At 38.4% G+C, this 25450-nt stretch carries 26 protein-coding genes and 1 pseudogene; 12 read left to right on the forward strand and 15 right to left on the reverse strand.

Annotated features, from left to right (window positions below; translation table 11 throughout):
• Positions 1-27 precede the first annotated feature (27 nt).
• A pseudogene (locus E6H07_05945) lies at positions 28-342 on the reverse strand (hypothetical protein).
• 106 nt (positions 343-448) lie between these two features.
• On the opposite strand from E6H07_05945, the gene E6H07_05950 reads away from it, so the two are divergent.
• From E6H07_05950 to E6H07_05970, 5 genes are all read left to right on the forward strand, one after another.
• Entirely contained in the window at positions 449-1174 is a 726-nt protein-coding gene (locus tag E6H07_05950) for a type III pantothenate kinase (GenBank protein TMI65459.1), read from the forward strand.
• Positions 1149-2522 carry a hypothetical protein gene (locus tag E6H07_05955; protein ID TMI65460.1) on the forward strand — a complete coding sequence of 458 codons (1374 nt, stop codon included), beginning with the start codon at positions 1149-1151 and terminating at the stop codon, positions 2520-2522. The genes E6H07_05950 and E6H07_05955 overlap by 26 nt, the downstream gene beginning before the upstream one ends.
• Positions 2523-2555: 33 nt before the next feature.
• Positions 2556-3182 carry an LPS export ABC transporter periplasmic protein LptC gene (lptC, locus tag E6H07_05960; GenBank protein ID TMI65461.1) on the forward strand — a complete coding sequence of 209 codons (627 nt, stop codon included), beginning with the start codon at positions 2556-2558 and terminating at the stop codon, positions 3180-3182.
• Between the two features lie 96 nt (positions 3183-3278).
• Positions 3279-4268, forward strand: a complete 990-nt coding sequence (locus tag E6H07_05965) for an aldo/keto reductase (protein TMI66478.1) — start codon at positions 3279-3281, stop codon at positions 4266-4268.
• Positions 4269-4277: 9 nt separating this feature from the next.
• The gene (locus E6H07_05970) at positions 4278-5099 is read left to right on the forward strand and encodes an NAD(P)-dependent oxidoreductase (GenBank protein TMI65462.1); all 822 of its coding nucleotides are present in this window, start codon (positions 4278-4280) and stop codon (positions 5097-5099) included.
• Positions 5100-5164: 65 nt separating this feature from the next.
• Here E6H07_05970 and E6H07_05975 read toward each other — a convergent pair whose 3' ends face one another.
• From E6H07_05975 to E6H07_05995, 5 genes are all read right to left on the reverse strand, one after another.
• Positions 5165-5770, reverse strand: a complete 606-nt coding sequence (locus E6H07_05975; GenBank protein TMI65463.1) for a c-type cytochrome — start codon at positions 5768-5770, stop codon at positions 5165-5167.
• 159 nt (positions 5771-5929) lie between these two features.
• Positions 5930-7453, reverse strand: coding sequence for a lysine--tRNA ligase (gene lysS, locus E6H07_05980; protein ID TMI66479.1), 1524 nt, complete (start codon positions 7451-7453; stop codon positions 5930-5932).
• A gap of 70 nt (positions 7454-7523) precedes the next feature.
• On the reverse strand, positions 7524-7778 hold the full coding sequence (locus E6H07_05985; protein TMI65464.1) for a hypothetical protein: 255 nt from the start codon (positions 7776-7778) through the stop codon (positions 7524-7526).
• A gap of 85 nt (positions 7779-7863) precedes the next feature.
• Positions 7864-10542: a TonB-dependent receptor gene (locus E6H07_05990; GenBank protein TMI65465.1), complete on the reverse strand. Its 2679-nt coding sequence runs from the start codon at positions 10540-10542 to the stop codon at positions 7864-7866.
• Between the two features lie 44 nt (positions 10543-10586).
• Positions 10587-10916, reverse strand: coding sequence for a hypothetical protein (locus E6H07_05995; GenBank protein TMI65466.1), 330 nt, complete (start codon positions 10914-10916; stop codon positions 10587-10589).
• Positions 10917-11191: 275 nt separating this feature from the next.
• Here E6H07_05995 and E6H07_06000 point away from each other — a divergent pair, with 275 nt between their 5' ends.
• From E6H07_06000 to E6H07_06010, 3 genes are all read left to right on the forward strand, one after another.
• Complete coding sequence (locus tag E6H07_06000; protein TMI65467.1) at positions 11192-12187, forward strand: hypothetical protein; 996 nt, start codon at positions 11192-11194, stop codon at positions 12185-12187.
• A 12-nt stretch (positions 12188-12199) separates the two neighbouring features.
• Entirely contained in the window at positions 12200-13201 is a 1002-nt protein-coding gene (locus tag E6H07_06005) for a hypothetical protein (GenBank protein ID TMI65468.1), read from the forward strand.
• 73 nt (positions 13202-13274) lie between these two features.
• Positions 13275-13979, forward strand: coding sequence for a DUF4197 domain-containing protein (locus E6H07_06010; GenBank protein TMI65469.1), 705 nt, complete (start codon positions 13275-13277; stop codon positions 13977-13979).
• Between the two features lie 104 nt (positions 13980-14083).
• Here the strand turns inward: E6H07_06010 and E6H07_06015 are convergent, their stop codons facing one another.
• The 6 genes from E6H07_06015 to E6H07_06040 form a co-directional block, all read right to left on the reverse strand.
• Positions 14084-14572, reverse strand: coding sequence for a hypothetical protein (locus E6H07_06015; protein TMI65470.1), 489 nt, complete (start codon positions 14570-14572; stop codon positions 14084-14086).
• A gap of 64 nt (positions 14573-14636) precedes the next feature.
• Complete coding sequence (locus tag E6H07_06020) at positions 14637-15146, reverse strand: hypothetical protein (protein TMI65471.1); 510 nt, start codon at positions 15144-15146, stop codon at positions 14637-14639.
• A gap of 72 nt (positions 15147-15218) precedes the next feature.
• Complete coding sequence (locus E6H07_06025; protein ID TMI65472.1) at positions 15219-15827, reverse strand: hypothetical protein; 609 nt, start codon at positions 15825-15827, stop codon at positions 15219-15221.
• A 258-nt stretch (positions 15828-16085) separates the two neighbouring features.
• Complete coding sequence (locus tag E6H07_06030) at positions 16086-16970, reverse strand: hypothetical protein (GenBank protein ID TMI65473.1); 885 nt, start codon at positions 16968-16970, stop codon at positions 16086-16088.
• A gap of 58 nt (positions 16971-17028) precedes the next feature.
• Positions 17029-17910 (reverse strand): flavin reductase family protein, encoded by an 882-nt coding sequence (locus E6H07_06035; protein ID TMI65474.1) that lies wholly within the window; start codon positions 17908-17910, stop codon positions 17029-17031.
• Between the two features lie 9 nt (positions 17911-17919).
• Complete coding sequence (locus tag E6H07_06040; protein TMI65475.1) at positions 17920-18924, reverse strand: fumarylacetoacetate hydrolase family protein; 1005 nt, start codon at positions 18922-18924, stop codon at positions 17920-17922.
• 143 nt (positions 18925-19067) lie between these two features.
• On the opposite strand from E6H07_06040, the gene E6H07_06045 reads away from it, so the two are divergent.
• Together E6H07_06045 and E6H07_06050 are read left to right on the forward strand one after the other, a co-directional pair.
• Positions 19068-20066 (forward strand): alpha/beta hydrolase, encoded by a 999-nt coding sequence (locus E6H07_06045; protein ID TMI65476.1) that lies wholly within the window; start codon positions 19068-19070, stop codon positions 20064-20066.
• Positions 20067-20083: 17 nt separating this feature from the next.
• Positions 20084-20944, forward strand: a complete 861-nt coding sequence (locus E6H07_06050; protein TMI65477.1) for a hypothetical protein — start codon at positions 20084-20086, stop codon at positions 20942-20944.
• On the opposite strand, the gene E6H07_06055 is transcribed toward E6H07_06050, so the two are convergent.
• Entirely contained in the window at positions 20919-21842 is a 924-nt protein-coding gene (locus tag E6H07_06055) for a sugar kinase (GenBank protein ID TMI65478.1), read from the reverse strand. The two genes, E6H07_06050 and E6H07_06055, sit on opposite strands and share 26 nt — an antisense overlap.
• A 95-nt stretch (positions 21843-21937) precedes the next feature.
• On the opposite strand from E6H07_06055, the gene E6H07_06060 reads away from it, so the two are divergent.
• Together E6H07_06060 and paaK are read left to right on the forward strand one after the other, a co-directional pair.
• The gene (locus E6H07_06060; GenBank protein ID TMI65479.1) at positions 21938-22525 is read left to right on the forward strand and encodes a TetR/AcrR family transcriptional regulator; all 588 of its coding nucleotides are present in this window, start codon (positions 21938-21940) and stop codon (positions 22523-22525) included.
• A gap of 107 nt (positions 22526-22632) precedes the next feature.
• Positions 22633-23712: a phenylacetate-CoA oxygenase/reductase subunit PaaK gene (gene paaK / locus E6H07_06065; GenBank protein ID TMI65480.1), complete on the forward strand. Its 1080-nt coding sequence runs from the start codon at positions 22633-22635 to the stop codon at positions 23710-23712.
• Positions 23713-23774: 62 nt separating this feature from the next.
• On the opposite strand, the gene E6H07_06070 is transcribed toward paaK, so the two are convergent.
• Positions 23775-25025 (reverse strand): hypothetical protein, encoded by a 1251-nt coding sequence (locus tag E6H07_06070; GenBank protein ID TMI65481.1) that lies wholly within the window; start codon positions 25023-25025, stop codon positions 23775-23777.
• Positions 25026-25157: 132 nt separating this feature from the next.
• Positions 25158-25385: a hypothetical protein gene (locus E6H07_06075; protein TMI65482.1), complete on the reverse strand. Its 228-nt coding sequence runs from the start codon at positions 25383-25385 to the stop codon at positions 25158-25160.
• Positions 25386-25450: the final 65 nt, after the last annotated feature.

Here is a 25450-nt window from a genome sequence, read left to right on the forward strand (position 1 = left end):
GTAAGTTGTGGAGTACTCTTTTTCTCTATCATTTAATAAACTCCTTTTGCCTTCTTTAATGTAATGCAATTCCAAGACTCCTTTTTCACCAAGACCCTCAATTGCTTTTACGCCATCTAAAACGCATAAAAAACCAAAAACACTAGCATTGACAGCTTCCTTAATTACCTTTTGAACCATTTCTTGATCATCTTCAGTTAAGCTGTTATACCAATTTGATAGTTTTATTGTTTCTTTATTCGGGCTTCTTCCTGCTGGTTTGGTTAAAACAGATTTTAATCCTTCAATTGAAGAATCAACTACTACTACTTTTATTGATTCAATAAATTCTTGTGTGGTCATCTGATTTGATTTAAGTGTGTTCGATAAAGCTATTTAATTCTATTTATAGTTTAAATTATTGGATACTTTCTAAATTCTTATTTTTAATCCCGAATTCAACTTGATCATGCAAATCACCCTCTGCCTCGATTTTGGTAATACAAGAAAAAAAGCCGGTATATTTCACAACGATGAAATAAAAGAAGCTATCGTATTGAATGATGATACAAATGACTCGGTTCAATCACTCATTGATCAATTCAAACCACAGAAATCAATTCTTTCATCAGTTATTAATCATAACGCTGAGATCGAAACAATTTTATCATCACAAACTAAATTTCACAAACTCAGTCATCTTACCAAACTTTCTTTTACTACACCTGTTGGTAAACCTGAAACGATTGGCGCCGATCGTTTAGCATTGGCAGCAGCTGCCGTTCATTTTTATCCAAAGAAAAACAATCTCATCATCGGGCTGGGTACCTGCATTACTTACAACTTCATCAATAAATATCATGAGTTCATAGGAGGAGGCATTTCTCCCGGTATGGAAATGCGGTTGAAGTCGTTGAATTATTACACAGCAAAATTGCCATTAATAAAAGCCGATAGCAATGCACCGTTGATCGGCTATGATACAAACACCAATATTTTAAGCGGAGTGGTCATTGGTATGGCAATGGAAATCGATGGAATGATAGATGCTTACCAGCAAAAGTTCGGGAACTTTAACGTGGCCTTAACCGGGGGTGATTTATCGCATTTGGCTCCCCACCTTAAAAACAAGATATTTGCAGACCCTGATTTAATCTTTAAAGGTTTGTATGCAATTAGTGAAACTAACAATTGAGAAAAATTTTTCCCTTAGGATAGCTCTTATCGGTTTATTATCAATGGCTTACTGTCAGTTCGCCACCGCCCAGGACAACTCACCCTATAGCCGTTATGGTATTGGTGACCTGTCTCCTTCTACGAATGTTATTAGCCGTGGTATGGGACGTATCTCTGCAGGATACACCGATTTTTTGGCTATCAATTTCAGCAATCCAGCATCGTATGCCCACTTTCAATCATTAAAAGAAGCAAGGTCAAACAAGTTGCAATCGGGCCGGGTATTATTTGATGTTGGAATTAACTATGATCGCAGGACACTGCGTGAGGCTGATGGCCCCGAAAAATTTGTAGCACAAAATGCTTTTTTCTCCTATATGCAGGTTGGTATGCCGTTGAGTTCAAAGTGGGGGCTTACATTTGGTATACGTCCTGTATCACGGATCAGTTACGAAATTGAAATGCGGGAAAGAGTACAACTGACCAATACCACCGACAGCGTACTTACTGTTTACAAAGGTGATGGTGGGGCTTATCTTCCTAATATTGGTACAGCCGTAAAATTGGGAAAATTTAGTATCGGTGTCAATACTGGTTATTTGTTTGGCAAAAAAGAATACAGTACCCGTCGCGGTTTTGTGAATGATACGATTGAATACAACCCGTCCAATCACGAGTCAAATGCAACGTATGGAAGTATTTTCCTTCAGGGCGGTTTGCAATACAAACATACAACCAAGAACAAAATCAATATTACTCTTGGCGCTACAGGTAACTTAGGTACTACATTAAATGCGCATGAAGATCGTGTTGTTGAAACATTTACACGTACAACTGTAGGTCTCGATCTAAGGCTGGATAGTGTATATACACGATCTGATGTAAAAGGAACCATGCAATATCCAGGCTCATTCACCTTTGGATTTACAATAGGTAGCGAACCTGAGTATAAAAGATCTAATTGGATGTTTGGTGCAGACTTCACTGCCACAGCATGGGGTGATTACCGTTATTATGGGCAAACAGATTTTACCCAGGACACATGGCAGGCAAATATTGGTGGTCAATTTCGTCCGGCTGCAGGTAATGGCTATTTCAGTAATGTTACCTACCGTGCAGGATTATTTGGCGGCCCTGATTATATCAATACCGGCAAAAGCCTTACACAGTTTGGCGCTACATTCGGAATGGGACTGCCGATCGCCAATTACAACCGTCTTGCAGGAACACAGGCAACCATCATTAATTTTGCTTTTGAATACACTAAAAGAGGAAACAACAGTAATGTGTTGAAAGAAGATGTAATGCGCATATCATTTGGACTTTCACTCAGCGACCTTTGGTTTACTAAGCAGAAATATGAATAAGGACATTGTCATTTAACCCGAAATAATTTTTATTTGATTACCGGCTGCAACAATACTATTAAACTTTGTTGCAAGTTTATCCTGAGCTTGCCGAAGGACTCCGTTCGGAGTTCAATTCTCTGTTTAGCTGTTTTCATTACGATATTTTTTAATAGCTGCGAAAATGATAGAAAGGCAGTAGATGCATTGACAAAAAATGTTGTGCTGAAAGATGTGGCAATAAATGTACAAACTCTTTTCAGTCAGAATGGAAAGATGAAAGCAAATCTAACGGCTCCGTTAATGATCAAAGTACCTGCATCAGACAGTCCTTATGTTGAGTTTCCCAAAAACCTGCATGTTGATTTTTATAATGACAGTATGGAAATTGAAACCTTTCTTGATTGTAAGTATGCGAAGTATTTTGAAACACTCGGCAAAGTTTACCTCAGGGATAGTGTAATTGCAATTACGATGCAGGGAGATACATTAAAAACTCCTGACCTGTGGTGGGACCAAAATGAAAAAATATTTTACACTGATAAATACGCAGAATATTATAGCAGCACCAAAACGATCTACGGCGGCAAAGGGCTACGTGCCACACAGGATATGCGTAGCGTTCAGTTCAAATATCCAACCGGAACTATTAAATCATCTGGAAGCGGGTTTCCTCAATAGTGTTTTTCTTTCAAGCATTTATCATAATCACCATTTAACGGCATAGCTGCATTTGGACGAGTTCCCTTAACTTCAAACTTCAAATCATAAATGAAGATGGAATACAGGCGAATGGGCAAAACCGGTTTACAGCTAAGCGTACTGAGTTATGGAAGCTGGGTTAGTTTTCACAAACAAATTGATGATAGCACAGCAGACGAACTGATGAGCATTGCTTACGACAATGGCGTAAATTTTTTTGATAATGCAGAAGTATATGCGTTGGGCGAAAGCGAAAAAATGATGGGCCGGATATTAAAAAAGAAAAACTGGGATCGTACTTCATTAGTCATTTCTTCAAAAGCATTCTGGGGCTGGCGTGGTAAAAATAATAAACCCAATCAGCTTGGGCTTAGTCGTAAGCATTTAACTGAAGCATGCAACGAGGCATTACAACGATTACAGCTCGATTACCTTGATCTATTTTTCTGTCACCGGCCTGATAAAAATGTTCCGATAGAAGAAGTGGTTTGGACAATGAACATTTTATTACAGCAGGGAAAAATTTTATACTGGGGCACCAGTGAATGGAGTGCACAGGAAATAATGGAAGCACATATGGTTGCTGAAAAAAATCATTTGATCGGTCCTGCAATGGAACAGCCGGAGTATAATATGTTTCATCGGAATAAAATAGAGAATGAGTTCCTCCAGATCTTTAAAACAGTTGGTCTGGGCACTACCATCTGGAGTCCGCTTGCAAGTGGATTGCTTACGGGAAAATATAATGACGGCGTTCCGGAAGGTTCCCGCATGGCAATTGCTGGGTTTGACTGGCTGGCGGATAAAACACTAACAGAAGAAAAACTCAACAAAGTAAAAAAACTGAAAGCTGTTGCTGATAAGCTCGGTACTTCATTAGCAGTATTGGCTGTTTCATGGTGTATAAAAAACCCGAATGTAACTACCGCAATTCTTGGTGCCACTAAGAAAGAACAACTGACTGAAAATTTAAAGGCATTAGATATTTATCCAAAGCTTTCTGAAGAACTCATGAACGAGATAGAAAATATTATTCAAACCAAACCGGTATTGCCGGAGTATTAAAATTTACTTATGTCATTTAAAAATAAAACAGTTTTTATTACCGGCGCAACAAGAGGCATTGGTAAAGCTATTGGCCTGCGTTTAGCAAAAGAAGGCGCCAACATAGTTATTGCTGCGAAAAGTGTAGAAGAAAACCCCAAATTGGGAGGAACAATTTTTACAGCTGCAAAAGAAATGGAAGACGCAGGTGGTAAAGCACTGGCTGTGCAATGTGATATTCGGATGGAAGATATGATACAAAATGCTGTTAGTAAAGCAGTAGAAACCTTTGGTGGTATTGATATTTTGATCAATAATGCATCAGCCATCTATCTTACCAATACAGAACAAACAGAACCCAAACGTTTTGACCTGATGCATGACATTAATGTACGGGGAACTTATTTTGTAACGAAGTTTTGTATTGAACATTTAAAAAAAGCAGAGAATCCTCATATACTTACACTTTCGCCGCCAATAAATATGAACTCGAAATGGTTTGCCAATCATTTGGCGTATACATTGGCAAAATATAACATGAGTATGATGGCACTTGGCTGGGCCGCAGAATTGAAAAAATATAAAATTGCATCCAATGCATTGTGGCCAAAGACAACAATTGATACAGCAGCAGTAAGAAACTTATTGGGCGGCTCAACGCTTGCAAACATGAGCCGCACGGTCGACATTATGGCTGATACAGCACATGCCATTTTAAGTAAACCATCAACTGAATGTACCGGCAATACTTTTTTAGATGAAGATGTGCTGGCTAAAGAAGGAATTACTGATCTAAGTAAATATTCTGTTGTGCCCGGAGCCAAATTGTATACTGATTTATTTACTGAGTAAAATGGTCTTACAACAAAAGAGGATTGAACTATATAGTTCAATCCTCTTTCTATTTTTGGGTGATATCATTTTGCAACCGGTGGCGGCGGTGGCAACAAATCTGCTTCCGGAATAACATTTTTAATCGGGGGTGTTGATTTGAGATAAGCAAAAATTGCTTTAAGCTCATCATCACTCATTTCAGTCGCAGGCATCATAGACATAGGCGGCATGAGAGGCCTTGTGCCTTCAAGACCCATCCATTTTTTTTCATGCAGGCATTTCAGAAATTGTTCTTCTTTCCAACCACCAATTCCTGATGCATCAGATGTAAGATTGGCCGCATAAGTTATTCCCCATGGTCCGGTCCATGCAGTAAATGTTTGGGTAATTATGAGACCTTTTTTTGCTGCTTCATTTTTATTAAAATCAGCTGGAGGCATTTGCGAAGGATGCCCCGAAAGCAACAGGCTCATATCAGGCTCTGGACCGTTAGGTCCCATTTTTTTTGGGGTGTGGCAATCATTACAACCGGCTACCTTAACAAGATGTTCGCCCCATTTTAGCTGGCTTTCAAAACTGCCAAAACTTTGTTTTGCTTCAGCAGCAGGTTCTTTTTTTGAATCGTTGCATGCTGTTATTACTAAAAAGGAAATAGCAATAACGCATGAACATAAAATCCATTTTTTCATAATAAAAAATAATTTAAAGATGAATAAAAATGAATTCAGAGGGTGGAATAGATTAAGCAAAAAAGTGACTGTGGATAATGAAAGATAAGAAGATTTTCATGATAGCAAAAAAAAGTTCTGTCAAAGACAGAACTTTAATAACAAGATTTATTCCAATGCTTACTCTTCAAATTTTTCTGGCCTCATCTGCGGAAATAATAATACATCCTGAATTGAAGGCTGATTAGTGATAAGCATACACAACCTGTCAATACCAATACCGATTCCTGATGTTGGAGGCATACCATATTCTAATGCACGGAGAAAATCGTAATCAATATACATCGCTTCATCATCGCCACGTTTCATCAGGTTTGTTTGTTCTTCAAACCGTTCACGTTGATCGATCGGGTCATTCAACTCACTATAAGCATTAGCTACTTCTTTACCATTGATCATTAGTTCAAATCTTTCCACCAGTCCAGGTTTACTTCTGTGCTTTTTGGTAAGTGGGCTCATTTCTACCGGGTAATCAATAATAAAAGTTGGTTGTATATATTTTTTCTCACAGGTTTCACCGAACAATACATCAATTAATTTTCCCTTACCCATGCTTGCTTCTGTATGTATATGCAGTTGTTTACAAACAGCCCTCAATCCGTCTTCATCCATTTCACTTACATCAATCCCTGTATGTTCTTTTATAGCATCAAAAATAGAAATACGTTTGAATGGCGCTTTGAATGAAATGTTTTTATCTCCTACCGGCAGATCAGTAGTGCCGCAAACATCCAATGCTGCTTTTTCCAATAGTTGCTCAGTTGTTTCCATCATCCAGAAATAATCTTTGTACGCTGTATAGAATTCAAGAATAGTAAATTCAGGATTATGCGTACGATCCATTCCTTCGTTACGGAAGTTGCGGCTGAACTCGTACACCCAATCAAATCCTCCAACGATCAAACGTTTTAGGTATAGTTCATTTGCGATGCGCAAATAGAACGGAACATCCAGTGCATTATGATGTGTTTTGAAAGGTCTTGCAGCGGCACCGCCGGGTATTGCCTGGAGCACAGGTGTATCCACTTCTATAGCGCCATGATCATTTAAAAACTCACGAATGGAATTGATCAGCTTTGTTCTTTTCAGGAAAGTTTCTTTTACATCAGCATTGATGATCAGGTCTGCATAACGCTGACGGTATTTAAATTCCGGATCTGTTACTTCATCAAACACATTACCTTCTTCATCCCGTTTTACAACAGGCAAAGGTTTCAATGACTTTGAAAGTAGCATAAGTGTTTTTGCATGTATGGAAGTCTCCCCGGTTTTTGTAATAAATACAAAACCGGATACACCAATAATATCTCCGAGGTCAAGAAGGTGTTTAACAAGCTTATCAAAGAAAGATTTATCCTCGCCTGGACAAATTTCATCCCGCTTTACATATAATTGAATGATCCCTGTTGTATCCTGGATCTTAATAAAGCAAACTTTTCCTTTATCATTTATGCTCATGATACGTCCCGCTACATTTACTGTTGCAAACTCATCTTTTCTTTCTTCTGTGAAATTTGATTTAATAAATGCAGATTGATGACTAACCGGGTATAATGCCGCAGGGTATGGATCAATGCCCATCTCTTTTATAGAATTCAGTTTTTCCCTTCTTAATAGTTCCTGTTCTGACAAATTTGTACTCATTGCGATTGCTTTTTCTGAAAGTGCAGGCAAAGGTACTGGTTGAAGGGAGAAGCGCAAAACATAACAGGTATTAACAGCTAAGTGTTATCCTGTTGCCTATCGTATTTTGTGTAAACTGGATACTGCCTACTTCGCTTCCATTTCTTTTGATCGTATAAACAAGTGTTTTAGCCTGTGAAAAAGTTCCGGTAGCAAGGCCAAGACAAATGAGAATAAGGAAAAAACATTTGCTGCACTTGTTGATGAATGATTGTAACACTTCTGCTTTTTCCGGATGCTGACGTTTGTAACGTTTCATCATCAGGTAAATAATTGTAGGGATCATAAAATAGGTTTTAAAAGTTAATGGTCTTTGTTAAAGACCGTCCCGCATCCGGCGGGACGGTGCTTGTTTGGAAGGTTTAAGGTTCTTATAAATTATAAATAAAGCTTGCATAGTATAATCCGCCTATCATAGGGTTTGCATATGCATTCTTATAATGATTATTTAAAATGTTAGTACCACCCAGCCGTATTGTAGTTTTTACTTTTGGAAATTTATAACTCACCTGTGCGTCTACTGTTACAAAAGAATTAACCGGGCCATTGGCTAATTCGCCTTCCCAATCGAAGCTATCCTGCCAGCGCATCAATGTATTAAAGCTCAGGCGATCGTCTTTTCCAAAACCTGAGTTTCCAAGGCCTGCGTTGAAACGGTATTTGGGTGTATTGAAATAAGATTTAAAACCGGTTGGTACATCTGTTATTTCATCAGAATAAACATTAAAGAACACCGAGTAATTGTTTTTCATCCGGTAATCCATGCTTAAGCCGAAGCCATAAGTGTTTACTTTATTATCACTGTTTACAACAATGGAAAAGGCTTCACCTGTTCCCGGTTGATATAAACCTATGCGACCGATGAAATCTTTATAGTTGCCGGCATATGCATAAGCGTCAACCAACAATTTATTTTTTATAAGGCCTTTATAGCCTACTTCAAAAGAATGCATGGTTTCCGGTTTGAATTCATTAAACACATAAGGAGTAGACTGAACTGTGCCGTCAGCGTTAAACAAATGAACCGGGTTTTTAGCAACATTCATATACTGTTGTACCCAGGGTAAACCACCGAGCAGTAAAAAATCACCACCAACATCAAGACGTATCCATTGTGTAAGATTGCCGGGAAAACGGTAAGCTGTTTGGTAAGACAAACGCAGGTTGTTATCTTTTGCTACATTGATCAACGCTGCAATGCGTGGTGTGAACTGCGGTTTGAAGTTTTCATTTTTATCCATCCTACCTGATCCAACCAAAGTCAGCTTCTGATCAAACAATTTTTTAGTTAATTGAATATAGCCGCCAACTTCATTCGAAGAAATAGGTTTTAATGTATCAATAAATAAAGTGCCGCCGCTGTTTAGAATATAATTTTTATAATTTCCACCAACTATTATTTCAGCGGATTTTACTGCATCACCAAATGTGTATTGACCCTCGCTCATCCACAGTTGAGATTTTTCTTTGAACAACCCGCCATCAGGTATTGGTGTTTTTCTTACCTGGTCAAAAATTTGATTGAATTGTTCTGAACCGGCTGCGGGACGACCTTGATCTGCAAAATCCCTTGCGATATTTAAAGCATTTTGCTTATCAATGCCAGCACCCCTTGCCATAAGATAAGCACCGGTAAATTGAGGATACCAACTGCCATTAATATTTGATGGATTAAAACTTCTTTTCCATGCTTCATTCAGGTATTGTGTAGCTACAGTTGCACTATATGCTTCTCCTGCATCTTCCTGTGTTGTATAAGTTCTGATGAACCAGTTTTTATGTTTAAGTTCAAGTTTATATTGACCGATTTTAATTCCTTTCAGAGCATAGCGGTTATCATCTGTATAAACGGAATTTCCTGTTGCCCAGTTGGCCATGAACTGCGCTTCAATCTTATCATTAATTTTATAATGTAATGCACCAAACAGTTTGAGGTTTTTTGTTACTGGATCAATCACATCTTTTTCAGCGTAGCCTGTTCTTGATACATCAATATGTTCAACAAGCGGATGGTTGGTTGTACCTATAGCACCGGCGAGAAAAGGAAAAATATCAACGGAGGTCTCATCACCATATACATTCACTCCATCATAATTAGGATCGGTTCTGCGATTTCCACCGATCAATTTGCCCGATGTACCACTGCGTAAATAATTTGTTGAATCGTTGGCCAGCCAGTCAGTAGCATTCAGCAATTGTGCACCAACTTTAAAAGCAAATTTGTTGTTGATGTTTTTTGCATAACGAAATGAATAATCATGATAAATCCCGGTTTCACCTCTCGGACTATTCCCTACATGCATCATTCCGGTTTTTGTCACTACACTTAACCCTTCGTATTTAAAAGGATTTTTGCTGTTGATAAGAATAGTGCCATTCATACCGCCGGGCCCATATAATGCAGATGATGCTCCGGGTAACAGTTCAATACTTTCCATATCGACATCTGAAAGGCCAGCAAAATTGCCGACAAAAAAATTCAAACCCGGCGCCTGGTTATCCATTCCATCAACGATCTGGTTTATCCTTGTACTGCCGCTGCCATTAAAGCCACGGGTGCTGGGTGTTTTGAAAGTGAGGCTGGATGATGTCAGGTCAATTCCTTTTAAATAAACCGTGGCATCATAAACGCTTGATGTAGGTAGCTGGCTGATCTGCCTGGGGCCAAGGCGTTCTGCTGAACCCGCATACTCAAGGATCCTAGTAGGAATGCCTTTGGACGACATGATAATCATAGGATCTAAAACATCTGCTTTTTCTAATAGCTGAACAGAAATTTCATTTGCGTTTTCTACAACTACTTCCTTGTTGGAGTAATTGACATGTGAAATGATCAATGTAACAGGTAAGGAACCTGCCGACAGCCGAAAACCACCACTAGTATCGCTAATGGTTCCCGCTTTGTTGTTTTTGATTTTAATAGAAGCATTACCCAACGGTTCATTTTTTTCACCGTTAATTTTTCCATGAATAATAACTGGTGCGTTTTGCGAATACATAGAAGATGTAATGCAAGTGGTTAATAGCAGTAAAAGAATTTGTCTTTTCATAATTAACAGTTTTGAGTTATATAATTGGTTTACTATTTACAGTTTTAGTTTTCTGATAAATGATCATAAAAGAAATAAGGGTCTAGTGAGGATTTATCATCAGCAATGAATGGCGTTGCACCCATATTGATCATTAAAAAATGTTTGCCATGCAGTACCTGCCAGGTAAAAATTGCAGGAGGATAAATATTATTTTGGAATAGCTCCGGCAGCAGTTCACCGATCAATCCATCCCAGCAAACCATTTCAAGTTCTTCGGCGGCAGAATGGTTTTTGCTATTATCGTTTTCTTTGTTTTTACTGCAGAATCCACGGTTGCTAAAACCAGTACCGGTGAGTAGCAGGATCTCGTAGTGGATGGATTGTTGTTTCATATGCTCTTGTTTCATGATGCCAAACTACTATCCTGCACAAGCGGTTTATAATTGAATTTTGCATTAACATCCCCTTGATTTGCAATTTTTACTTCCGCGTTTTTTAGGGATAGTCCAAAGGGAGTAGTGGTCCGGAAAGTGGGAGTTGGGAGAAACCTGTTGCAATTTTTACTTGAGATTAACAGCCGGAGGTGGATTTTAGCGCAAATAACAGTAACTTTCAAACGCAGGATTTGAAAAAAACGGGGAAACGAACCACCAACCACCAAATCAACATGCCCGACTACAAATCACAGGAGTTTTTGTTCCAGCGGATCAAGGAGATTTTGCCGCCGCATGCTTCCTTAGTGGATACTGTAGCCGAAATATTGCACCTAAGCAGCGACAGTGCTTATCGCCGCATACGAGGCGAAACCCCCCTTGTGCTGGATGAAGCCAGGGATCTTTGCCGGCATTTTAAGTTATCACTCGACCATATGCTGAATGTAAAGAGTGGTGCAACGCTTTTCCAGGATGTAAGGGTTGATCTGCAGAATAATAGTTATGAAAAATACCTGACTGGCTTAGTAATGCAGCTTCAGTATATCGGGAGCTTTATACAAAAAGAAGTTATCTATCTCACCAAGGATGTACCGTTGTTTCATAGTTTCTATTATAAACCACTGATAGCTTTCCGGTATTTTTTCTGGATGAAAACAATTATTCAACACCCCGATTTTCGGGATAAGCAATTTGATACTAATTGCCTGACCCCTGAGATTGAAAGACTGAGCCGGGAAATAAGTATGGCCTATAATAAAGTACCTTCTATTGAGATTTGGAATACTGAAGCAATTAATGCTGCAATTCTGCAAATAGAGTTTTATAGGGACTCAGGATATTTTTCTTCGGCAGCGGAAATAAAAGCAATTTACCAGGCATTAGAGGAAACAATGCTGCACCTGAAAAACCAGGTAGAGTACGGCGCTAAGTTTATGCCGGATGAAAACCCGGAACTGAAGAAACAAAATTTCAAATTCTTTTATAACCGGGTGATACTAGGTAATAATATGATCATGGTGGTAACTGATAGGATAAAAACAGTATTTATAAATTACGATGTGCTGAATTATATGTCAACTCGTGATGAAAAGTTTTGCGATACCAGTTATGACGATCTCCAGAACATCGTAAAAAAATCGACCCAGATAAGCCAAACCAGCGAAAAGCAACGGAATATTTTTTTTAATATTATGTTGAATAAAATAAAGGAAAGGATTAAAAGTATTTAACTAACAACTGATATGAGTATAACAGAATTACAACAACAACTTTTTCAATTTATCAAAAGAAAACTACCAGCTGAAGCCTCAGTAGCTGATGAAGTAGCGAAGCTGCTAAACATAAGCAGCGACAGTGCTTACCGGCGGATGCGGGGAGAAAAACCTGTAACAATAGAGGAGCTCTATACACTGGCCACACATTTCCGCATATCAGTTGACCAGTTAATGAATATTCAAACCGGGGGCTTTATGTTCCAGGGCAATTTATTGAATCCGAGCACATACAGATATAATGAATATCTTACTGGCATGATAAATAATCTTGCTTATTTCAACAGCTTTAAGGAAAAAGAATTTATTTATCTCTGTAAGGATACCCCGATATTTCATTATTTCAATTCGCCGGACCTTGCTGCATTCAAATATTTTTTCTGGATGGGAACACTTGTTTTTTTCCCGGAGTTCAGAAACCGGAAAGTGAAATTTGATGAATACCCGGAAGAATTAAAAACCCTGGGAGAAAAAGCAATTAGTATCTATTCACAAATGGATTCGATTGAAATCTGGAATATTGAAAGCTGGAATACTACCCTTCACCAGATAGAATATTATCTTGATAATGACATGTTTCACTCCGATGAGGATGCTTTACGTGTATATGAAGGAACGGAAAAAATATTGACCCATTTGGAAGAGCAGGCAAAGCGGGGTTATAAGTTTGACATTAATGATCCTGAGAAAAAACCACTTGGTAAATACCGCATGTACTTTAACGAAATCGTGATAATGGATAACAGCATGATGGTTTTGCTTGACAATACAAAGATGGCATTGCTCTCACATACATCCATCAATTATATAATGACAAGAGATGTGAACTATTGTGAACACTACTACCAATATGTACTCAACCTGATCAAACGTTCTACGCTTATTAGCGAAGTGAGTGAAAAAGAACGGTCAAGGTATTTCCGTCGAATGCGTGAAAGAATAGACCGTCGAAAGGAAGGACTAAAGGTTTAACGTTCTATTTTTCGAAATAGAGCGAATCTCCTTTTTTCGGCAAGTATTTTGAGTAATTTGCAGAAAAATACCCATGAAGAAAATTATTTACTCTCTTTCCCTCATTGCAATCCTATTTAATTCCTGCGATACTCTTTCCCAATTACCAATCAAAACCGGTAATGGTGTAACTGAAGCTGAAGCGGGCCAGGGCATTAAAGAGGCATTAAGCCAGGGCCTGGTAAATGCTGTATTGAAATTGAATAAAGAAGATGGTTTTTTCAAAGACGCATTTTATAAAGTACTGTTACCACCTGAAGCTAAAAAGATAGAAAACACTTTACGTAGTCTTGGCCTGAACAGTATGGTTGATAAAGCCATTCTCCAGATCAACCGTGCAGCAGAAGATGCAGCAGGTACTGCCAAACCTATTTTTATTGATGCGGTAAAAAGCATGAGTATCAGCGATGCCATTGGACTTATAAAAAATGGTGATACCAGCGCCACACATTTCTTTCGTGTAAAAACAACTGAGAAACTGATCGCTGCATTTTTACCTGTTATTAAAGCATCACTGGATAAAGTGGACGCAACAAAATATTATGGGGACATGGTAAATAAGTATAACAGTCTGCCTACAACGTTTAAAAAACTAAATCCCGATTTGCCAGGCTATGTTACCGATAGGGCAACTTTTGCATTATTTGATCTTGTAGGACATGAAGAAAAAAACATCAGGCAAAATGTGACAGCCAGGTCAACGGATCTACTTAAGAAAGTCTTTGGAGCGAAGTGGTAAGCTTTGTTATTGTTTTTATACTATTATAAAAAACAGGATTACTAGTTATTAGTAATCCTGTTTTATTTTCCAACTGGTCCCGGCTATTTTGCCACACTGAAAATTTAAAAACTTACATAAAACATTCCATTCGTTAACGTCTCCGTGCTCCCCGAACCAAGTTTCAACTCTCCTTTAAAAGTCCCTTTTACATAAGAGCTTGTAATTTCTGTAATAGTTATGTTGACAGGATTGGTAGGGCTTCCATAATTGTTAGCCTGGTAAACACAAGGAACAATGACCTCGGTGCAATGTTTCATCATTACTAAAGGATTGCTGGCTACTTTTTCAGTATAACTGCCACTGGTAATCGTGGTTGGTCTTACTACAGTGAAACTTAAATTGGTTGTGGAGCCGGTTCTATAATTTCCCTCGATCTGAATTCCATATCCTCCGGTTACCTGTGGCCGGGTTGCTTTGGCCTGCACACTAAATGTGTAGGCTGAGCCACCAATATCTACTTTAATGGTACCTATTGGAATATTATCAACAGAATCTTTCTTGCAACCGCAGAAAAGAAAGACAGATAAGAATGCAATTAATATATTTTTCATAACTGTTGTTTTATTATCGTTTGGTATGAAACTTATTTTCTTCATCGGTTTTTTATTTAGTTTATTAATTTCTTTTTACATAAAACTCCCCGTCTGTAATATTTTTAGCAAGACCAGTGGCTGGGCTTATTTCTGAAGTAAATGAAAATGTTCCCTTTACTGCGTTTTTACTTACTTCTGAAATTGTAATACTGCCATTTCCATGCAAAGCAGAAGGCATAAAAGTGCCACTTGGGCCAGCATAGTATCCCTCAATACCGATATAAAGAGTAGCAGACCGGTTTTTATCGGCCTGGAAAGTATATGTAGTTGTCGCAATACTGGAACTTTCACTTATCAACATAAGTTTGATTGAATTATTCAGCCAGTTACCGGTTACTCTGATAGTTGGGTCAGCAGGCCCGGATATAGGTTCAGGTGTGTTGGCTGTTATATTGGATGTGCACTCAAAAGCGACACCATCCAATTTCCCTTTAAAGTAACTCTGAATCTGGGGGTCATTATTTTTACTGCATCCTGAAAAAAAACTGAGCAATAAAAAAAGTACTGTGATTTGCCTGGTAATTGATTTCATAAATAAGATTTATTGTATTTTTTGATTTGTCCTTTTAATGCTCCCGGAATAATTATTTCCTGATTTAATAAACTATTTTATTATTAGTCTTTTCATCAGGTCCCCCTGTAAGTCTCTGTACACTTCTTTTTTTCCACCAATAATAAATTTTTTCTTTGCCAGTTTACCGATAACAAAGCCGGTAATTGCACCGGTTAATCCAAGGGCTATGCCATCGGCTACAGCCTTTTCTTCAGCAGTCATAGCAAATGAATTTCCTAGTGCAATAAATACATCTGCAAATGTTCCTGTATAAGGCGCTACCGGATCATCGCCACTTGCATAACCCATAATAACACCTGTCAGAACACCAGTACCCAGCCCAATTAATGCTCCTTTCAAACCTGAATTTTTCTTTTGGGTTGATATCGTATTGATCTGTGATATATCAAAATTCAGGGCCGATATATTCAAATCTTTAGATTTGAGTTCTGCTGCGCTTAATTTTTTACGGGAGGAGGCAGGCAGGAGGTAAATATTATTATCATCAATTTTATATAACCACCCTTTTGTTTTACCACCATCCATGGTATGGATGATAGCATGATAAGGAACTATTTTTTTTGTGTTGGAGGCAGAGTCAGTTTGACCAAAGGCGGAAATAGCCATAGCTGAAAATGCGATAAGCAGTAACTTTTTCATAATTGTTGTTTTTTGATGTTAAATAAATCTGGACTAAACATACAATGCCTGCTTAGGGGTAAATAATTGAATTTTGCTTATGAGTTGTGATGATTATTAATAAATGCAACAGAGCAAGAATTGTCCTTTGATGGGATGTATTTGTTTGCAATAAATCATTGCATTTAGCTTTTGACTAGTGTTTTTTGCAAAAAACCTTTAAAATAATAGCCATGAAAGCTAAAACAGTATGTAAAAAAACCGGGGAATTAAAAAGACTTATTCAGGGAAAACACTCCAATATAGTAATACTACTCTTCTTCTTGGATCATCGGGTTTATAATCAGCGATTTTTGGATTGGGCAACTCATCACCTTTGCCTTCGAAGGTGAATAGGGTGGTTTGTATATTTTTACCTGGTTGGAAACGGGTGTCAAAATATTTTTTAAATAGACCAATTACTTCTTCAGCACGTAGACGGGAAAGTTCCTTATTCAATTCTTTATCCGATGCAGATGATTTGATCCTTGATCTCAGATCTTTGTATAAAGCTGTGCCTTCAGCAATGGAAGTGCCATCGGCAAAACCGTTTGCATTAACGATCAGTGAAAGGTCGTAATCAGGATATTTTTTGATGAAAGATTCGATCTCTTTAACAGCAGGCTCAAAAATCTTTGAAATATTTTGTTCCAGCGAAGCTGCTACTTTATACTTGCCTGGTTCAAAGATGATGTCCTCGTCAATTTTGATCACCAGTGAACGGCTTAGCAGGTCAGCTATCATTTCTAATTTACCGGCAGCTGCTTTTAATGTTTCATCTGTAAGTTCAAGGTTGTTACGGATAGCCGGCCAGTCTTCTTTATTCATCGTTGTTTTACCGGCCAGTATTTCATTTTGTGCCTGTATTTTATCGATCTCTTTTTTAGATATACCAATAAAGCGTTGGATACGTGCCGCGGTTGTATCGTCAATCTGGTTCTGTTGCGCCTTTTGCTGAACTGATATGCTTAGTGAATCCAGCGATTTTTCTTTAGCATCCAATTGCGCTTCTTTTTCTCTTAATTCTTCCCATTTGGTAGTTACTTTCTTCTGTGAAACGCAGGAAACAAAATATACATTGGTGAAAATAATAATGAGATAAAAGAACGTTCTGTTTTTGGACATAATATTTTATTGAGGAGTGGCTCTTTTAAAATTAGACAAGTTTTTAGCAGAAAACAAATTATACAACGGATAGTAGTACCTGCCACGCTTCTTTCACTTTATTTTCATCCAATAATTTTTTGGCATAGCTGTGTAATTCTTTCTCCATCTCATCAGGATTGATAGAATAATACTGAATAATATTTTTCAGGTGAGTATCATCAAAAGAAGGTTCTATCACGGGCATTTCATTTACATTGGCCAGTTGCCCGAGATTATTACCGGTAAGTATTTTACTGGTACGTACAGATTCGGGCAAGGCATCAATACCAATTCCTAGTTCAGTATTCGGTTTTGGCACATGAAATAGATTTGTTTCATCTACTTTACAATACCAGTCGCCACCCAATCTTGCTACGTGATTAATTTTTCGCTGATCTATCTTTTTATTTTCATCCAGTAATGAATCATCAATATGCATTCGCATTACTTCGCAGATAATAAGATTACCGGCTCCGCCTTCGGTGCCCAGCGGTTTCACCTCAATCACTTTGCATTCCAGTTGAACCTTACTTTCTTTTACCATCGGTGGCTTTACTAATGTAGCAGGTTCGGGAGTAAAACCGGCTTTTATAAACTCATTCGTTCCTTTCGGGTATTCGCAGCTGGATAACGAAGCCTGTTGTACCATATCATAGGTAACAATGTTGATCACAACTTCCGGTACTTCCAAAACGTTTTGTAATGTATGCTTGGTGGTATTATCCCTCACCCTTCTTGCCGGAGAAAAAATTACGATCGGTGGATTGGATGAAAACAAGTTAAAAAAACTGAAGGGGCTCAGGTTTACATTGCCTGCTTTATCAATGGTTGAAGCAAAACAAATTGGCCTTGGAGCAATTACATGCTGCAGGTAGTATTGTCTTTCGGCGGTTTTTAGATCTTTTAAATCAAGGATCATTGTTATCGATTATTTCTTCAGCTTCAATATACTCCAATCTGTTTCTTCAGCTATAATTGTGTTGCTCAATTTTCCTAATCCGTCAATTTCCATCTCTACCAAATCATTTGCTTGCAGCCATTGCTCAGTATAATCAGGGTTGTTTAGTTTTCCGGTTCCATTCAATTCTAAAAAACATCCTGTTCCAACAGTGCCGCTGCCAATCACATCACCGGGGTTTAGATCCACCCCATATGATGCCCGTTCAATGATCTCTGCAAATGTCCAATCCATATCACTTACACTTCCTTCACTCACCTGCACGCCATTAACCCAACATTTCATTTTTAAATTCCAGTTTTTACCTGTGTGATTTTCTTTGCAAGGCACAACAAGTTCTTCCAGTTCGTCAGTTGTTACCAGCCACGGACCGATGACGGTAGAAAAATCCTTTCCTTTTGCCGGGCCAAGATTCAGTAACATCTCTTCCATCTGCAATCTTCTTGCACTTAGATCATTCATGATCATAAGGCCACCAATATATTCATCCGCTTCTTCAGCTTTTATATTTCTTCCATGTTTACAAATAACGATCGCTGCTTCCAGTTCAAAATCCAGTTTTTCAAGATGATCAGGCATACATTTTATTTCACCCGGGCCCTGAATGCTGTGGTGATTGGTGAAATAAAAGATCGGGTATTGATCAAACTCCGGTATCATATCCACTTTACGGTTTCTTCTTGCTGCAGCCACATGTTGCCTGAAAGCATATCCATCACGACAGGAAGAAGGAAATGGTATCGGAGCGATCAACTCAACCTCACTTAACGGAATTCCTTTGTTGCTGCTTTTAGTTCCTTCCTTCATCATCAGGTTCCAGGCCTGGGCCAGCGGAAATGCATCTTCCCAGTAATTTAAAAACATACTCATTGTGTTTGGTAGTTCCGGGTGAATGCCCTCCATATCGTACACCAAATTATCAATCAGCACCGCCAATTGTTCATGTCCATCTTTTACATAAGTCACTAATTTCATCGTTACAGTATTTGTGTCGCAAGATAATATTTAAAGTGGATGGTGAATCGTGAATGGTCAATTGGCAATAAGAGACTTTAAAATTCACCATTCACCATTGCCAATTCACTTGTTTTTACTTTAGCTTTATACAAAATCACACAATGCGGTTTCTCAAATGGCTTGGTATCATATTGATTCTTTTGATCGTCGTTTATTTTTTCGGACCACAACCTTCCACACCAAAATACAGCAACCAATTACCAGCAGTACCCCCTGACGCAGCACAACTGGAAAAATATATTTCTGATCATGAAGCAAAACATAAACTGAAACCCGATAACGAAGCAAGAATTTTATGGTTCAATGATTCCACCAAAGAAAAAACTGAATACGCTGTTGTTTACCTGCATGGTTTTAGTGCTTCTCAGGAAGAAGGTGACCCTGTGCATTATGAGTTTGCCCGAAAATTTGGCTGTAATTTATATTTATCAAGATTAGCAGATCATGGAATCGATACTACAGAATCACTTGCCAACTTCACAGCAGAAAGATTATGGAACTCTGCTCTTGAGGCGTATGCAATAGGAAAACAGTTAGGCAATAAGGTGATCTTAATGTCAACCTCAACCGGCGGCACACTGGCATTAAAGCTTTGCGCTGAGTTTCCTGAAATAGCCGGCAACATTATGCTTTCTCCAAATATTGCTATTAACGATCCCAATGCCTGGCTCTTGAATAATCATTGGGGTGGACAAATTGCCGAACTGATAGAAGGCAAGCATCATACAATAAGTGACACAACGGCCATTTATGCCCGGTATTGGAATAATCGTTATGTAACAAGATCTTTAGTGCAATTGGAGGAGCTGCTGGAGTCAACTATGAAAGAATCTGTTTTTGAAAAAGTAAAACAGCCATCGCTGCTACTCTATTATTTTAAAGATGATGATCACCAGGATGAGGTAGTAAAAGTTTCTGCTATGAAAAGAATGTTTACACAGATCGCAACACCGGTCGAATTAAAAAGACAAGTAGCTATACCCAATGCAGGCAACCATGTTATCGGCTCTTATATAAGATCAAAAGACATTGAAGCAGTAAAAAATGAAGTATATAAATTTACTACTGAAATTTTAAAACTTACGCCAGTACAACAATAAAACCCGTTTTTTAAGCAATGTGTGCCAGGTATTTTCTGTTTATTTTTATTCTACTAGCCTTTTCATTTTCAAAGAAAAGATTTAAGGAGTCAAACCCTCCCGGAACGGTTCAGTTTAATGATACTTTATTTATAGACAAGTTTGAACTTGGAAATGTTCATTGGAGGGAGTACCTCTCTTACTTATCAGAGGTAAGGAAAGATGAAAATGTGTTGACCAGGGCAAGACCCGATACTTCAGTCTGGAACTCCGCCGGGTACTACCATGAATTGAGTGTAATCTATATGAGGCATCCGGGATATAATTATTATCCTGTTGTAGGTGTATCTTATGATCAGGTGATTGAGTTTTGTAAATGGAGAACCTTTATTGTAAATTTTGGATATTATCTGCAAGAAAACAAGTTTAAAGAGTTCAAAGAACATCTTCAGGATTCATTCCCAATTAAAGTTGTTTACAGGCTTCCGACAGAAAAAGAATGGGAAATGGTTGCTTCAGGAAAATTTGAAATTAAGAAATATCCTTATGGATATGACACAATCTATCGGAAATGGAAACGTAAATACTGGCCAATATTTAATTGCAATTACCCCGGTGAAACCATTAATGATAGTGCACTCAAACGACATTCTTATACGGTAGCAATAGAATCCTTTTATCCTAATTCATCAGGTTGTTATAATATGATTGGTAATGTGGCCGAAATGGTTTTGGAAAAAGGAATAGCAAAAGGCGGAGGTTTTGTTCATCCACTTGACACCTGTAAAATACCTATGCAGCAGATTTATACCAAGCCAGAAAGATGGCTGGGCTTTAGATGTGTGGCAATTAAAATAAAAAAGGTATTTAATTCTACACTAGCTCAATATCAAAACTGACCAATTGTTTAAATAACCTGATCCTGGCATCAATATCTTCTTTATTTATTTCTTTCAGCCTGTTAGGTCCAAATTTCTCAACACAAAAACTTGCCATTGCAGAGCCAACAATAATAGCAGTCTTCATGTTCTCAAAGCTGATATCTTTTGTTTTGGCTAAATAACCGATAAAGCCACCCGCAAAAGTATCTCCGGCACCAGTAGGGTCAAACACTTCTTCAAGCGGCAATGCTGGTGCATTAAAAACCGCATCGCCATGAAACAGCAAAGCACCGTGTTCTCCTTTTTTAATGATCAGGTATTTAGGCCCCATCTTCATAATTTCTTTGGCAGCCTTTACGATTGAGAATTGACCTGTCAGTTGCCTCGCTTCCGCATCGTTTACCAGCAACATGTCAACATACTTCAATACAATTTTCAAGTCAGCCATTGCCGATTCCATCCAGTAGTTCATCGTATCCATAATGATGAGCTTCGGTCTTTGCTTCAGCTCCTGTATTACGTTCAATTGAATTTTCGGCTGTAGGTTGCCCAGCATCAGGAACTCTGAGCCCTGGTAACTATCAGGAATATGCGGATCAAAATCGGCCAGTACATTCAGGTCGGTTACCAGCGTATCACGGCTATTCATATCTTCATGATAAGAGCCGCTCCAAAAAAAAGATTTTTTATCCTTTACTACTTCTACGCCGTCAAGCATAATACCTCGGCTGCGCATTTCATCCATCTCTTCTTGTGGAAAGTCGAAGCCAACGATTGAGATTTGCTGAACAGGTTTAATAAAATTTGCTGCTGCATATGCTGCATAGGTAGCCGATCCGCCAACTATCTGGTTTACTTTTCCGAAAGGGGTCTGAATGGCATCAAAAGCCATGGTGCCGACTACGATTAATGACATGATTTCAATTTAGTATTTAACTGGTTTCAACGGCCGCAAACCTACATGAAAATTGAATTCATAAGCGATAAAACACAATATTATTATCTTTGGCTATGTCAACGATTAAACGCAAAAAGGCCAGTCGCAAAAGTCTCATTCTGCAAAAGGCCGCAGCCATGTTCCGCGAAAAGGGCTATGCCGCCACCAGTATGCGTGACCTGGCTGATACTGTAGGCATTGAAGCCGCCAGTTTATACAATCATATCAAGAGTAAAGCAGAAATGCTGCAGGAAATTATTTTCCGTATTGCCAATGATGCTTATGTGCAGCTCGATGATCTCGAAGATGAAGGACTGTCGCCACTGCAAAAGATCGAATCTATTATGCGGTTTCATATAAAAATGAATGTTGAACGCTTTGAAGAATATCATGTGATGGTTACGGAGTGGATTCATCTGGAAGATCCTTATCTCGCCAATTTCACATCACAGCGTCGCAATTATGTGCAGAAGCTGGAAGCGATCATTCAACAGGGTATTGATAATAAAGAAATGCAACCCGTGTTGCCTTATGTTGCCGTGTTAAATATTCTTTCCTCTATTCGTGGTATAGAATTTTGGCACCGCAGCCGCAAAACCTATTCAGCCGAACAGATAGAAGAAAACATGGTGTCGCATCTGTTGAATGGCTTGAAGAAGTAATATTTTGTAATCAACCGCATTGCTACTATTAAACTTCTGTTGCGTCGCACTCTTGTACTGCATCAATGCTACTGGAAAGCGCAACCGAAACCTCATGAAATCAGTTTATGTCAATCCATTTTCACAAGCTTGTCATTAAAGAAATAAGAAAGGAAACCAGTGAATGCGTTTCTGTTTTATTTGATCTCCCCCAAACACTACAAAAAGATTTTCAGTTCAAGCAGGGACAAAGCCTGACCATGCGGACAATGATCGGCGGGGAGGAAGTACGCCGAACTTATTCATTATGCAGTTCACCGTTAGATGGGCAATTGAGAGTAGCTATAAAAAAAGTTGATGGTGGATTGTTTTCTTCATTTGCCAACGATAACCTGAAGTCAGGGGACCTGCTGGAAGTGATGGAGCCGGTTGGAAAATTTTATGTTGAACTGAACCCTGCCAATAAAAAGAATTATCTCGCCTTTGCATCAGGCAGCGGCATCACTCCTGTAATGTCGATCATTAAAACAACAATAAGGACAGAGCCGCATAGCAACTTTACTTTAGTGTATGGAAACCGTAGCCGTTCTTCTATTATTTTCTTTGAAGAGTTGGAAGGTTTAAAAAATACATTTATTGATCGCTTTAATCTTATTAATATTCTCAGTCGTGAAAGAACCGAAAGCCAGATCAATTTTGGCAGGATCGATATCGGAAAACTTACTGAATTAGAAAAGCTTGTTGATTATAAAAAAATGGATGAGATATTTATTTGCGGACCGGAAGAAATGATCTTTTGTGTGAAAAATTTTTTGGAGCAAAAAGAGATCAGCGAAAAGAAGATACATTTTGAGTTATTTACTACTTCGGGACAAAAGGCGACAAATGTCAAACGTCAAGCGTCAAATGTTTCAAGTGGCCCCGCAAGTAAGATCACTGTAAAAGTGGATGGAAGAAGTTTTGATTTTGATCTTCCTCTCAATAGCGATAAAACAATTTTAGATGCAGCATTAAAACAAGGCGCTGATCTTCCCTATGCCTGCAAAGGCGGCATGTGCTGCACTTGCAAAGCCAAACTCCTCGAAGGTGAAGTGGAAATGGATGTGCATTGGGGTCTTGAACATGAAGAAATTGAAAAAGGATATATCCTTACTTGTCAATCACATCCTAAAACAGAAAAAGTGGTTGTTGACTTCGACATCAAATAAACAACCATTGTTATCTTGTATTAAGAGAGTACGTATTTGAAATACTTTTTGAGATAAGACTATTAATCCACTTTCTTCATCTGTTTCCACGCCTGGTCTTTAAAAGCAAAAGCTGCATCAAAATTGGGATTGTCGGATAGAACAAACGATGTTCCATCGCCCCGGCTCCACGCATGATCATAACCTGATGTCATTTCGTACTTACCTGTTTCATCACGAAAGTTTTCCACCTCTCGGATGGTTTTTATAAAATCAGTATGCATTTTGTCCTGTGATGATTGTTTTGCTTCCCAGGTTCGCATCTGGTTGTCCATGTCTTTCAATCGTTGGTTGCCTTTCGCAATTGTCTGTTCGCCTATTTGTCTTGTTTGCTCATCCATCAATCTTATTTTTTCCCAATGCGCACGGTTTTTATCCTGTCTTACCTGCCGCCAGAAATTATTGATGGCATCGGTGTAAGCGATGTTGCTGCGCATACTGGCCATTATAACAGCAAACAACGATTTTGCTTTTTCTTTTTCCGCTGCAGGATACTTAAACACTGTCTTCTTGGTAATAGAGGTCGTATATGTTTTATCGTAAGTGCCATTATATGTATTGGCTATGGTAGTTTCATAGACCATGGTACCCAGTATCACAAAACCTTCCGTGCCATCCTTCCATTTCACTTCTGCATTCACTGCCGATGCGTAGCCCTGAACATCTGCGGCGCCATACTGCATCAATTCAGCTTTACCTTTATCAAACATTTTTTGAAGTTCTGTTACGACTGCACCGTTGGATTCCACTTTTACAATCTGCGGGTTTCCCAACTCCTGCATAAAACCACTACGCAAATATTGTTCAGCTCCGATAGGTTGGTTAAAAAGACAATATTGGGAATTACCCTGGTTTGTCATATTCCATTGCAATAATTGTTGATTTGTCATCCAACTTAGAATAAGATTTGGCAAAAACTCCAATGAATATTTATTATCAGCCGATGTTGCTTTGAGCCACGCATTGTTACCTGCACAAGTCTGACCCGGCATTGTCCACATCACTTCGCCCTGGTGTTGCCAGCCTTTTGGCAGCAACAGGCTATAAGCTTCTACGGGTTGTGTAAAGCCCTGGTTGTCCATCATGCGTACCCGATCAAACACAGTGTAGTCCTTTCCTTCAATAAAATTTTGCGCTGGTTGCTGTTCCGTTGTTCCTGGTTTTTTTTGCGTTGCCGTTGTTTGTTTATTTGAATTTGATGATTGTCCGCTGCAGCCAGCATGGAAAAGCTGAAACAGGCAAACAAACAGAATTAAGATAGATTGCTTTTTCATGTTGTTTATTTTTTGTGAAGCAGATCTGAATATTGAAGATATTTAAAAAAAAGGTGTGGTTGAATTTGATTTAAAATGACAAATATCATGGCAACTATATACCAGTTGGGATAAACTTCGAATATATTAAAACTAATGTTGTGAAAAATCGGGGGGTGGTGTTATAGAAGTTTGGTCTGAAATATTACCTTGATTAATCTTTCTTATCTCGATTTCTGATTGTATCGCTTTTAATTTCAGCTTACATTTTTCATAGTCTTCGCCTGTAATATTCTTAGTAATCATCTTTGTATAATCAGAAGTGACTTGCACTAATAAATCCATTAGCTGGGTACTATCCAATGTATGAAGCTCTTGCATAGATTATTAGTTATTTGATGACTTGTTGTGACAGCAAAAAGCGTACGAGGTTCGTGAAATGGTTA

Source organism: Bacteroidota bacterium, assembly GCA_005882315.1.
GTDB lineage: Bacteria > Bacteroidota > Bacteroidia > Chitinophagales > Chitinophagaceae > VBAR01.

Bases quoted from the DNA above. Each gene is read 5' to 3' on its own strand.
- E6H07_06050 (TMI65477.1), top strand. From the start codon at position 20,084: ATGTGTGCCAGGTATTTTCTGTTTATTTTTATTCTACTAGCCTTTTCA.
- E6H07_06045 (TMI65476.1), top strand. From the start codon at position 19,068: ATGCGGTTTCTCAAATGGCTTGGTATCATATTGATTCTTTTGATCGTC.
- E6H07_06035 (TMI65474.1), bottom strand. From the start codon at position 17,910: ATGATCCTTGATTTAAAAGATCTAAAAACCGCCGAAAGACAATACTAC.
- E6H07_06055 (TMI65478.1), bottom strand. From the start codon at position 21,842: ATGTCATTAATCGTAGTCGGCACCATGGCTTTTGATGCCATTCAGACC.
- E6H07_06070 (TMI65481.1), bottom strand. From the start codon at position 25,025: ATGAAAAAGCAATCTATCTTAATTCTGTTTGTTTGCCTGTTTCAGCTT.
- E6H07_05995 (TMI65466.1), bottom strand. From the start codon at position 10,916: ATGAAACAACAATCCATCCACTACGAGATCCTGCTACTCACCGGTACT.
- E6H07_06025 (TMI65472.1), bottom strand. From the start codon at position 15,827: ATGAAAAAGTTACTGCTTATCGCATTTTCAGCTATGGCTATTTCCGCC.
- E6H07_06030 (TMI65473.1), bottom strand. From the start codon at position 16,970: ATGTCCAAAAACAGAACGTTCTTTTATCTCATTATTATTTTCACCAAT.
- E6H07_05955 (TMI65460.1), top strand. From the start codon at position 1,149: ATGCAATTAGTGAAACTAACAATTGAGAAAAATTTTTCCCTTAGGATA.
- E6H07_05990 (TMI65465.1), bottom strand. From the start codon at position 10,542: ATGAAAAGACAAATTCTTTTACTGCTATTAACCACTTGCATTACATCT.
- E6H07_06040 (TMI65475.1), bottom strand. From the start codon at position 18,924: ATGAAATTAGTGACTTATGTAAAAGATGGACATGAACAATTGGCGGTG.
- E6H07_06000 (TMI65467.1), top strand. From the start codon at position 11,192: ATGCCCGACTACAAATCACAGGAGTTTTTGTTCCAGCGGATCAAGGAG.
- E6H07_06010 (TMI65469.1), top strand. From the start codon at position 13,275: ATGAAGAAAATTATTTACTCTCTTTCCCTCATTGCAATCCTATTTAAT.
- E6H07_05950 (TMI65459.1), top strand. From the start codon at position 449: ATGCAAATCACCCTCTGCCTCGATTTTGGTAATACAAGAAAAAAAGCC.
- paaK (TMI65480.1), top strand. From the start codon at position 22,633: ATGTCAATCCATTTTCACAAGCTTGTCATTAAAGAAATAAGAAAGGAA.
- E6H07_06015 (TMI65470.1), bottom strand. From the start codon at position 14,572: ATGAAAAATATATTAATTGCATTCTTATCTGTCTTTCTTTTCTGCGGT.
- lysS (TMI66479.1), bottom strand. From the start codon at position 7,453: ATGAGTACAAATTTGTCAGAACAGGAACTATTAAGAAGGGAAAAACTG.
- E6H07_06060 (TMI65479.1), top strand. From the start codon at position 21,938: ATGTCAACGATTAAACGCAAAAAGGCCAGTCGCAAAAGTCTCATTCTG.
- E6H07_05965 (TMI66478.1), top strand. From the start codon at position 3,279: ATGGAATACAGGCGAATGGGCAAAACCGGTTTACAGCTAAGCGTACTG.
- E6H07_06075 (TMI65482.1), bottom strand. From the start codon at position 25,385: ATGCAAGAGCTTCATACATTGGATAGTACCCAGCTAATGGATTTATTA.
- E6H07_05985 (TMI65464.1), bottom strand. From the start codon at position 7,778: ATGATCCCTACAATTATTTACCTGATGATGAAACGTTACAAACGTCAG.
- E6H07_06020 (TMI65471.1), bottom strand. From the start codon at position 15,146: ATGAAATCAATTACCAGGCAAATCACAGTACTTTTTTTATTGCTCAGT.
- E6H07_05970 (TMI65462.1), top strand. From the start codon at position 4,278: ATGTCATTTAAAAATAAAACAGTTTTTATTACCGGCGCAACAAGAGGC.
- E6H07_06005 (TMI65468.1), top strand. From the start codon at position 12,200: ATGAGTATAACAGAATTACAACAACAACTTTTTCAATTTATCAAAAGA.
- E6H07_05975 (TMI65463.1), bottom strand. From the start codon at position 5,770: ATGAAAAAATGGATTTTATGTTCATGCGTTATTGCTATTTCCTTTTTA.